The organism is Shewanella sp. K8 (assembly GCF_028823715.1).
Taxonomy (GTDB): domain Bacteria; phylum Pseudomonadota; class Gammaproteobacteria; order Enterobacterales; family Shewanellaceae; genus Shewanella; species Shewanella algae.
The window spans coordinates 101129-111526 of sequence record NZ_JAPEHY010000014.1; the positions used below are offsets into that span (position 1 = coordinate 101129).

11 protein-coding genes are annotated in these 10398 nt (G+C 54.7%); 10 read left to right on the plus strand and 1 reads right to left on the minus strand.

Annotated features, from left to right (window positions below; all coding sequences use genetic code 11):
- The first annotated feature begins 2 nt into the window (after nucleotides 1–2).
- From ON072_RS09740 to ON072_RS09770, 7 genes are all read left to right on the plus strand, one after another.
- On the plus strand, nucleotides 3–1409 hold the full coding sequence (locus ON072_RS09740; protein WP_101059495.1) for an FAD-dependent oxidoreductase: 1407 nt from the start codon (nucleotides 3–5) through the stop codon (nucleotides 1407–1409).
- Between the two features lie 218 nt (nucleotides 1410–1627).
- Nucleotides 1628–2320 carry a 5'-methylthioadenosine/adenosylhomocysteine nucleosidase gene (locus ON072_RS09745; RefSeq protein ID WP_144134869.1) on the plus strand — a complete coding sequence of 231 codons (693 nt, stop codon included), beginning with the start codon at nucleotides 1628–1630 and terminating at the stop codon, nucleotides 2318–2320.
- Nucleotides 2321–2339: 19 nt separating this feature from the next.
- Nucleotides 2340–3329 carry a cobalamin biosynthesis protein CobD/CbiB gene (locus ON072_RS09750; protein ID WP_274626037.1) on the plus strand — a complete coding sequence of 330 codons (990 nt, stop codon included), beginning with the start codon at nucleotides 2340–2342 and terminating at the stop codon, nucleotides 3327–3329.
- A 70-nt stretch (nucleotides 3330–3399) separates the two neighbouring features.
- Entirely contained in the window at nucleotides 3400–3774 is a 375-nt protein-coding gene (locus ON072_RS09755; protein WP_025010535.1) for a DUF2721 domain-containing protein, read from the plus strand.
- A complete protein-coding gene (locus ON072_RS09760; protein WP_071238283.1) occupies nucleotides 3774–4397 on the plus strand; it encodes a trimeric intracellular cation channel family protein in 624 nt (207 codons plus the stop codon). The genes ON072_RS09755 and ON072_RS09760 overlap by 1 nt, the downstream gene beginning before the upstream one ends.
- Nucleotides 4398–4399: 2 nt before the next feature.
- Entirely contained in the window at nucleotides 4400–4873 is a 474-nt protein-coding gene (locus tag ON072_RS09765) for a nuclear transport factor 2 family protein (RefSeq protein ID WP_025010533.1), read from the plus strand.
- Nucleotides 4874–4963: 90 nt separating this feature from the next.
- Complete coding sequence (locus ON072_RS09770) at nucleotides 4964–5395, plus strand: hypothetical protein (protein ID WP_071238284.1); 432 nt, start codon at nucleotides 4964–4966, stop codon at nucleotides 5393–5395.
- Between the two features lie 87 nt (nucleotides 5396–5482).
- Here ON072_RS09770 and tyrS read toward each other — a convergent pair whose 3' ends face one another.
- Entirely contained in the window at nucleotides 5483–6679 is a 1197-nt protein-coding gene (tyrS, locus tag ON072_RS09775) for a tyrosine--tRNA ligase (protein WP_025010531.1), read from the minus strand.
- A 124-nt stretch (nucleotides 6680–6803) separates the two neighbouring features.
- On the opposite strand from tyrS, the gene ON072_RS09780 reads away from it, so the two are divergent.
- The 3 genes from ON072_RS09780 (at nucleotide 6804) to aqpZ (ending at nucleotide 10292) form a co-directional block, all read left to right on the plus strand.
- Nucleotides 6804–8204: a peptidoglycan DD-metalloendopeptidase family protein gene (locus ON072_RS09780; RefSeq protein ID WP_101059497.1), complete on the plus strand. Its 1401-nt coding sequence runs from the start codon at nucleotides 6804–6806 to the stop codon at nucleotides 8202–8204.
- A gap of 14 nt (nucleotides 8205–8218) precedes the next feature.
- A complete protein-coding gene (locus ON072_RS09785; RefSeq protein ID WP_025010529.1) occupies nucleotides 8219–9328 on the plus strand; it encodes an anhydro-N-acetylmuramic acid kinase in 1110 nt (369 codons plus the stop codon).
- Between the two features lie 265 nt (nucleotides 9329–9593).
- Entirely contained in the window at nucleotides 9594–10292 is a 699-nt protein-coding gene (aqpZ, locus tag ON072_RS09790) for an aquaporin Z (RefSeq protein WP_028779766.1), read from the plus strand.
- The last annotated feature ends 106 nt before the right edge of the window (nucleotides 10293–10398 follow it).

Here is a 10398-nt window from a genome sequence, read left to right on the forward strand (position 1 = left end):
GCATGAGTAACGATTTTCAGTTTATCGAAGTGGGTCGTATCGACCCGATCAAGCAGGCTATCTCACGCCGCAAGACAGAGTTTATTGAGATTTACCAACCCTTTGCCCAGGCGCAGGTAGACCAGCAGGCAGACCGCTGCCTGGACTGTGGTAACCCTTACTGCGAGTGGAAATGCCCGCTGCACAACTATATCCCCAACTGGCTCAAGCTGGCCAAACAGGGACGTATCCTGGAAGCGGCAGACCTGGTGCATGAAACCAATACCCTGCCGGAGGTCTGCGGCCGAGTCTGCCCGCAGGACAGGCTATGTGAAGGCGCCTGTACCCTGAATGATGATTTCGGCGCCGTCACCATAGGCAATGTGGAAAAATACATCACGGATACCGCCATCGCCCAAGGCTGGCGCCCGGACATGAGCCAGGTGACGCCCAGAAGCGAGCGGGTCGCCATCATAGGCGCGGGGCCGGCCGGTCTTGGCTGCGCCGATATCCTGGCCCGCAACGGAGTCAAGGCGGTGGTCTTTGACAAGTACCCTCAGATAGGCGGCCTGCTGACCTATGGTATTCCCGCCTTTAAGCTCGACAAGTCAGTGATGGCTACCCGCCGCAGCGTGATGGAAGGCATGGGGATAGAGTTCCGCCTCGGCGTCACAGTCGGCCAGGATATTCCCTTTGCCGAGTTGCTGGCCAACTTCGATGCCGTGTTCCTCGGTATGGGTACCTATAACGCCATGCAGGCGGGCCTGCCCGGTGAAGAGGCCGAAGGGGTTATTCAGGCCCTGCCCTACCTGATTGCCAACACCCGAGAGTTAATGGGGCAAGCCGATCCGGCGCAGCCCTATATCGACCTCAAGGGCAAGAAGGTAGTAGTACTCGGCGGCGGTGATACCGCCATGGACTGTGTGCGCACGGCGGTGCGCCAAGGCGCCGAATCTGTTATCTGTGCCTATCGCCGCGACGAGGAGAATATGCCGGGTTCGCGCCGTGAGGTGCAAAATGCCCGCGAAGAAGGGGTCGAGTTCCTGTTTAATCGCCAGCCGGTGGCGATTGCTACAGACGATGGCAAGGTCAAGGGAGTCGAATTTGTTGAAACCGCGCTAGGCAACGCCGATGCCAGCGGTCGTCGGCGTCCTGAGCCCATCCCGGGCAGCGACCAGCTGCTGGACGCCGACGCCGTGATTGTAGCCTTCGGTTTCCAACCCAGCCCGGCGCCCTGGTTTGCCGAGTTTGATATCGCCCTGGATCAATGGGGCCGGGTAAAAGCCGAGAAAGAAGCGGCCAATCCGTTCCAAACCAGCAATCCTAAAGTGTTTGCCGGTGGTGACATGGTCAGGGGTTCAGATCTGGTGGTCACCGCCATCGCCGAAGGACGTGATGCGGCGCTTGGGATACTCAACTTCCTCAGCTGACAACTCAACACTTTGAGCGCATCCGGGAACCCACCTCCCGGGTGCGCTTTTTTTCATCTGTTCTACACTCCGGGAATAGCGCAGCCAAAGCCGTTTATTACATGCGGCCTGACTTCAGCGACCAGGCTGTCACCGGCTGACTTATTCGCACCATCCTTGGCTTGTGCTATATTAAGCCGCCCTCAGGCTCACTCAAGACATTTAAAGAAGGTTAAGCCATGAAAATCGGTATTATCGGCGCCATGGAGCCGGAAGTTGCTCACCTGATTGCCTCTTTGGAAAACCCACTGCACAGCAAGGTTGCCGGCATTGAATTTGTCAGCGGCACTCTGGTTGGCAAAGAAGTCATAGTTACCCGCTCCGGCATAGGCAAGGTTGCCGCCAGCATAGCGACCAGTCTGTTGATTGAAAAGTTCGCCCCGGATGCGGTCATCAATACCGGCTCGGCCGGTGGATTTGTCGATGCGCTGCAGATAGGTGACATAGTGATTTCCGATGAAGTCCGCTACCACGATGTCGATGTCACCGCCTTTGGCTATGAGATGGGCCAGATGGCGCAGCAACCGGCAGCCTTTATTCCTGATCACAAGCTGATGCTGGCGGCCAAACAGGCTATCGCAGGTTTGGGAGAGGTCAAAGCCATTGAAGGCCTTATCTGCACAGGTGACAGCTTTATTTGCGATCCCGAGCGCACCGCCGTCATGCTGAAGCATTTCCCCACCATGGCCGCCTGTGAAATGGAAGGCGCGGCCATTGCTCAGGTGTGTCATCAGTTCGGCGTGCCCTTTGTGGTGATCCGCTCTCTGTCCGATAATGCCAACAACGACTCTCCGGTCGACTTTGATGCCTATCTGGTCAAGGCGGGGCATCACTCGGCCCTCATGGTCATAGGCATGCTGCATCACCTTTAGTTAAGGAGCACCGGAGCCCATGAGCCTGCCCTTCTACGAGCAGTTGCTGGCCTTAGACGGGTCCCTTATTCAGGGGTTTCTGGTGCTGTTTTTTGCCTTGTTGCTGGCGCGATTGGCGCCGCTGCCCCAGGCTTTTCAACCTCTGGCCTGGTTGAGCCACCTGGCCAAGTCACTGGCCGCCAAGGTCAAACGGGGCGACAGAGACGAAAGGCAACAACTGATTGCCGGCTCTCTGGCCATTTTGCTGCTGGTGCTGCCATTTTGGTTAATCATCACCTTCCTGCTGGAACTGGCGGCATTCCCCTGGTTCTTTGAGTTTTTGATCCTCTATCTATGTCTCAACGATGCCTGTTTCATTCAGGAAGCCGAAGAGATATACCAGGCCCTCAGGCGGGGAGACAAACCGGCCGCCAGAGAGTTGCTCTCCCCCTGGGTCGCCCGCGACACTGCCGAACTATCCGAGGCTGGCATCGCCAAGGCTACCATAGAAAAGCTGGTAACCACTCCCATTCACGGCACTGTTACTGTGGTGTTTTTCTTCTGCCTCGCCGGCGCGCCCATGGTGCTGTTGGTGAGAATGTTAAAACAGCTGGAGCAAAGCTGGTGGTGTCTGGATCCACAATTCCGTTTCTTCGGTCGGCCCGTGTTTCTGGTCAATCAGGTGCTGCTGTATATCCCGGCGCAGCTGTGGCGTTTTACCCTGGCGATTCAGGGCGGCCCCCAGGCACTGAAACTGCTTTGGCAAACACCTCACAGCCGCTTTCCCATCGGCTTTAACTTCCAGGTGGCAACTATGGCGGCGTATGTATTGATGACAGAGCTTGGCGGACCACAAAAGTATTCCGGCATCAAGGTTCAGGTGGAGAAAGTGGGCCCGGGCCCAGTGCCGGATCACAAGACCATTCCCAAGGCGATTTCACTGACATTTCGCACCTTCGCCATCTGGTTTGCTTTCGTCGTATTGTTACCTCTGATTTGGGTTTTGTTACGTTATTCACAAACGCTTTAAATTATTCATTTTCTCCTTATAATGCCTTCATTCCCCGCTTGCCACTGAGAAAACTGCCGTGCTGGACAATATGCATATCTCTTTGACGACCCCGGCACTGCTGTTTCCGGCTATTTCCCTGCTACTGCTGGCCTATACCAACAGATTTTTCTCGCTGGCCGCCTTGATCCGCACCCTGAGTGGCGGTGATAAACCCGTTGCGGCCGAACAGCTGAAAAACCTGCGCCGCCGCATCGTTATCATCCGCCGCATGCAGGAGGCCGGTGTCACCAGCTTCGCCCTGTGCGTGCTGTGTATGATTTTTATCTATCTTGGCTTCAATACCACAGGCTCGGTAATTTTCGGCGCCAGTTTGCTGTTGCTGCTGTATTCCTTGATCCTGTCGGTGATTGAAATCCGTATCTCGGTTGATGCCCTCAACATTCATCTCAAAGAGATGAGCTAATGACACTGTGGGTCTATAGCCTGGATCTGTTTGGTACCGCCGTATTCGCCCTTTCCGGCGCTCTGGCTGCCGGCCGGCACAGGATGGATCCATTCGGTGTTTTGGTGCTGGCAGCGGTCACCGCCATCGGCGGCGGCACCCTCAGAGACACGATTCTGGGCGCTCCGGTATTCTGGCTTCATGACCACAACTATCTCTACGTGATACTGCTGACCGTGGTATTGACCTTGATTCTGGTACGCCGGCCCTGGCGTTTGCCCCCATCTAGCCTTGCCATAGCCGATGCCGTCGGCCTGGCACTCTTTACCGTTATCGGCGCCCAGAAGGCTCTGACAATGGAATACGGCGGTATGATAGCCGTAGTCATGGGCTTGATCACCGGAGTGGGAGGAGGCATTATTCGGGATCTGCTTTGCCGCCGGATCCCCATGGTGCTGCGTACCGAAATCTACGCTACGGCATCTATTCTGGGCGGTTTGGTGTACACCTGCAGCCTACAGCTGAAACTCGACGCCGAGGCGGCGCTGATGCTGGCTTTTATCACAGCCTTGATAATGCGTCTGGCCGCCATACGTTGGCACCTGTCGTTACCTGCGTTTGACTTGAAGACCAAGAGAGAATGATTGTGCGTTATTTGGGGTTGATCCTGGCATTGTTAAGCTCACCATTGCTGGCCAACAGCGGCGATATGCCGCCGGAGCAGCAGATGGCCGTGCGCTATATCCATGCCCTAACCACTCACGACTATGATGAGCTGGCAACCTTTTACAATCGCGACAGTGTCTTCAACGACAAAACCGCAGATCGCAAATACACGGGTGGCAGGCACATCATAGAGTTTCTGGAGCGGGCCCACCGCGGCGTGCTCGAGTATCAATTCAACATAGAGCACATGTTCAACTCTGGCTCTCTGGTGGTGATGATAGGCAACTATCACTACAAGGGTCCGGGAGAGCAATTCGGCAAACCGGGCAAAATCATAGACATCGCCATTCCCGGAGTGACCACGCTAAAGCTGGATACCCTTAATCACAGGGTTAAAGAGCATATGGATCTGATGGACTATCAGACCATGGCGGACCAACTCTCGGCTCAATAATCCTTGCCGGGAACCCGGCCTGTTTTTTACTGTCCAACCCTCTGAGTGCCAACAGCGAGATCAGGGTTCACTCTGATCCGAGAGGTAAAGATGAGTCGCTTATCCGTACTGGCTGCCCTGCCCCTGTGTTTCCCTTTGATGACTCAGGCCCAGGCAGCATTCAATGCCGAAGAAAAATTTGAACCACCTCTGGTGGTTTCCTACGCTGCACAACCTGTAAACCGTTTCAATAAAAAGCTGTTGCAGGCGCAACATCAGCAGGCTCCCTGGAGTCAAAATCCTGAAGGGATCAGCCGCCAATACTCAGGCTCGGCCTTTAAGTTCGTTCGCATCAGTCACTCTCACGGCAAGACCCTGACCTACAATGTCAGCACCCAGGAAGGGCATCCTCAGATGCTGCTTATTCTGGCGCTCGATAACAATGCCGGCGACTGGTCAGTGGAAAAAGCCGTGCTCAGTTGGCGCTGCCAGAACAAGGTCTACTTTGGTACCGACAACTGCAGCCCGCCTCACAAACACTGAGCCTGATACAGGCAAGAAAAAACCCGGCCGTGCCGGGTTTGATATTTTAAGGGCTAAAACAAGCGCTTAGATTGAAGTACTTTGGGCTCAGGCCAGTGTTACCTTGGCAAACTTACGCTTGCCGACCTGGAATACCGCGCATGTGCCGGCGTTCAGTACCAGCTTGCTGTCTTCAAGCTTGTCACCATCCATCTTCACCGCACCTTGTTTGATCATTCGCATGGCATCGGAGGTTGAACCAACCAGACCCGCCTCTTTCAACAGATTGGCAATCGCCAGTCCTTCACCGGCTTCCAGAGTCAGCTCGGGAATATCGTCCGGCATGGCACCCTTTTGGAAACGATTGATAAAGGCTTGATGGGCAGCCTCGGCAGCTTCTTCACTGTGGAAGCGACCGATAATCTCTTTCGCCAAGGCTATCTTGATATCCCTTGGGTTGGCACCGGCTTCGACATCGGCCTTGAACTGTTCAATTTCAGTCAGTGGACGGAAAGACAGCAGCTCCAAATAACGCCACATCAACTCATCTGAGATAGACATTATCTTACCGAACATCTCATCCGGAGCTTCGCTGACACCTATATAGTTGCCGGCAGACTTGGACATCTTCTTCACGCCGTCCAGCCCTTCCAGCAGTGGCATCATGATCACCGCCTGTGGCTTCATGCCCTCGGCTTTCTGCAACTCACGGCCCATCAGCAGGTTGAACTTCTGATCTGTACCGCCCAGTTCGACATCGGCATTCAGCGCCACTGAGTCATACCCCTGCAGCAATGGGTACATAAATTCGTGGATCGCTATTGATTGACCCGAGGCATAACGCTTCTTGAAGTCGTCGCGCTCCATCATGCGGGCCACTGTCTGACGGGAGGCCAGACGGATCATGCCGGCAGCGCCGAGATCTTCCAACCAGCTGGAGTTGAACTCAATCCTGGTCTTGGCAGGATCTAGAATCTTGAACACCTGTTCCTTATAGGTCTCGGCGTTGGCCAGCACCTGCTCACGGGTCAGTGGCGGGCGAGTGCTGTTCTTGCCACTCGGGTCGCCGACCATACCGGTAAAGTCACCGATGAGGAAGATAACCTCGTGTCCTAGGTCCTGGAACAGTCTGAGTTTGTTGAGAATTACGGTATGGCCAAGGTGAATGTCCGGCGCAGTCGGGTCAGCACCCAACTTGATTTTCAGTGGTCGACCTTCTTTCAGCTTTTCCAGCAGATCCGCTTCGAGCAAAATCTCGTCGGTACCACGTTTAATTTCCGCCATTATTTGTGCTAAATCAGCCATCTCGCCAACAACTCCCAAGGCTCTTCAAATTCAAAGAGACTTATGTTACTTGTTAGCCAGCCTAAATGAAAGTGTGTACACTAAGGCAATAAGCCCAAGAATTAAGAAATTGGTATCGGGGTCGATGGCAAAGCTTATTACTCTCTTCAGACTGCTGCCCAGAAAGCATCAAATCCTGCTCAGTATTTTAACCACCATTACCTTGATAACCCTGTTGCTTCCTTCTGACGAAGCAGAGGCATCGAAAAACAGCGCCAGCCCGGAAACCCAGGTACGCTACCAAGTGCCACTGGCCTTTCGTACCCCCACCTCACCTACGGCCCAGCAAGTGGTTGAAAGCGGGCAACATCCGGATTCAGAAGCCGCCGCCGAGGCGCTGACAGAGAAACTCAATCAACAGGCAGAAGCCGCGCTTGAGGTTCCGGAACAAACCAGTCCGGCCGTTGCCGAGCTGGAACACTTCGAGATTAAAAGCGGCGACACCCTGGCGGCACTCTTCAGCCGCGCCTCGCTTACCGCCAGAGAAGTTCACGACATTACCCAACTGCCGCTGGCAAAAAAAAACCTGCTGAAGATAATGCCAGGTGACGAAATCGCCATAGGCAAAAACGCCGATGGCGAGCTGCAGGAGCTAAGATACCGCCTCGATGCCGTATCCACCCTGATAGTCCGCAAACAGGGCAAGAGTTATGAAGAAGAACTGGCAGTAAAAACCGTTGAGACCCGGGATAAATTCGCCCGTGCCAATATCAAGAGCAACTTCTGGAATGCCGGTGTCGAAGCCGGACTGACACCGGCGCAGATAATGCAACTGGCCACCATATTCGGCTGGGATGTCGACTTTGCCCTGGATATCCGCGAAGGTGACAGCTTTGCCCTCATGTATGAAGAAGAATATGCCGACGGCGAGTTTCTGCGTAACGGCAACATATTGGCCGCCGAATTTATCAACCAGGGCGAGCGTTACACTGCGGTAAGATACAAAGACGGTAACTACTACTCAGAGGAAGGCCGCAGCATGCGCAAGGCGTTTCTGCGCTCACCGGTTGACTTCAAGTATGTGAGTTCCAACTTCAACCCCCGCCGTCTGCATCCTGTTACCGGTCAGGTGAAGGCCCATCGCGGGGTAGATTATGTTGCCGCCATAGGCACTCCCATCAAAGCCGCCGGCAGCGGCCGGGTGGTCAAGGCCGGCTACAATCAATACAACGGTAACTATGTGTTTATCAAACACAACGAAACCTATACCACCAAATACCTGCACCTCAACAAGCGTAAGGTTAACCAGGGTGAAAGCGTCAAACAGGGACAGATCATAGGTACCCTAGGCCGTACAGGTCGGGTAACAGGCGCACATCTGCACTATGAGTTTATCGTCAACGGTGTACACAGAAATCCACGTACTGTGGATCTCCCCAAGGCTGAAGCTATTGCCAAGAGCGAACGTGTCGCCTTCCAACAACTCAGTAGCCAATTGATGGCCACTCTGCTGCGCAACAAACAAGTTCAGGTTGCGATGCAATAACAGGGACAGCATAGATGAATTCTGGATACTTTATTGGGCTGATGTCCGGCACCAGCATGGACGGCGTTGACGCCGTGTTGGTGGACTTCAGCAGTGGCCAACCCAAACTGCTTGGCCAACATACAGAGCCGTTACCCACCCATCTGTTCAAGGGCTTGCAACGTCTCTGCCAACCGGATACTGATGAAATCAATCGTTTGGGACGGCTGGACCGCACAGTAGGTAAGGTGTTTGCCAGCGCGGTCAAGCAACTGCTCGCCAACACTGGGGTGAGTAAGGAACAGGTCTGTGCCATCGGCAGTCATGGTCAGACAGTGCGCCATATGCCCAATCTGGAAGTGGGTTTTACCTTGCAGATTGGCGATCCCAACACTATCGCCGCCGAAACCGGCATAGATGTTATCGCCGATTTTCGCCGCAAGGATATCGCCCTCGGCGGCCAAGGCGCGCCGCTGGTGCCGGCATTCCACCAGCAGATATTTTCAAGCCCTGGCACCAACCGCATCATCCTCAATATTGGCGGCATAGCCAACATCACTTTCCTGCCCGCCGATAACCGGGAGATCCTTGGCTTTGATACCGGCCCGGGAAACACCCTGATAGACGCCTGGAGCCAGCAGATAAGACAACTGCCGTTCGATGAAGACGGTCAGTGGGCCGAAAGCGGCAACAGCTCGGCGGAATTTCTGGCACAACTGTTATCACACCCCTATTTCTCGCTGGATTACCCCAAGAGCACGGGCAGAGAGCTGTTCAACAACGCCTGGTTGGATCAACAACTGGCACTGTTCAGCCATCTGCCGGAAGAGGATATTCAATCGACACTCCTGGACCTCACCTGCCATAGCATTGCCAGGGACATAGCCAAGTTGAGCCCGGATGGCGAAATCTACGTCTGTGGCGGCGGTGCACTCAATGGCGCGTTGATGAAACGCCTCGGTGCCCAGTTGCCCAACCATAGCATAGCCACCACCTCTGTGCTGGGTATCGATCCCAAATGGGTGGAAGGCATAGCGTTTGCCTGGTTGGCGCTGCGCCACCATCAGGGGTTGCCGGCCAATCTGCCGGCGGTAACAGGTGCCAGCCGCGAAGCCGTACTCGGTGCCCGCTTCCCCGCTGCCTGACCCTTTCGATACAAGGTGCTGTAACAACAGCACCTTGACGTTAAACATCAGCCTTGTTTACCCCAAACCAACCTGAGCAACAGCGAATTTTCCAGCCTGTTAACCTTAACCTTCGCGTCCTCCAAGCAGCTGATTTTTCTGACACAAATTGGCGCTTCAGCTCACATTGAACTAGTGTTCATCTGGCTATACTGCGCAGGTATTCGGGAGCTATCCTGAATACCCGCGAATTTGTGGGAAACACATCACTGCACAGGATGCAACAATGAAGATGACACAAAAAATGCTCGCCGAATTTCTCGGCACCCTCTGGTTGGTTCTTGGCGGTTGCGGCAGCGCCGTATTGGCAGCCGCCTTTCCTGAGCTGGGGATCGGCTTTGTCGGGGTTGCCCTCGCCTTTGGTTTAACCGTGCTGACCATGGCATTTGCCATTGGCCACATTTCAGGTTGCCACCTCAACCCGGCAGTCTCTTTCGGACTCTGGGCCGGCGGCCGCTTTCCTGCTGCCGAGCTACTGCCTTATATCGTCTCCCAGGTGGCAGGGGCCATTGTCGGCGCCGCCATTCTCTATGTGATAGCCTCGGGTCAGGACGGATTCTCTCTGAGCGCCGGCTTTGCCTCTAACGGCTTTGGCGAGCACTCTCCCGGGGGTTACAGCCTGACGGCCGTGCTGGTTTGTGAACTGGTCATGACACTGTTCTTTCTGCTGATCATTCTCGGTGCCACTGACAAGCGAGCTCCAGCTGGTTTTGCTCCCATCGCCATAGGCCTTGGGCTGACACTTATCCACCTTATCAGTATCCCTGTGTCCAACACCTCGGTGAATCCGGCCCGCAGCACAGGACCGGCACTGTTTGTCGGTGATTGGGCCCTGAGTCAGCTATGGCTGTTTTGGGTTGCGCCTATTGCCGGTGCAATCATTGCGGGACTCATCTACCGCGCCTTTGAGAATCCATCCGAGTAAATAGTCTGGATAGTCAAAAAATCGATTGCGCCCTGCGGGGCGCTTTTTCTTGGTTCATCGCAGATTAGCGTGGACTGGAAATGAAAACGGTTGGAGAGTTATTGTT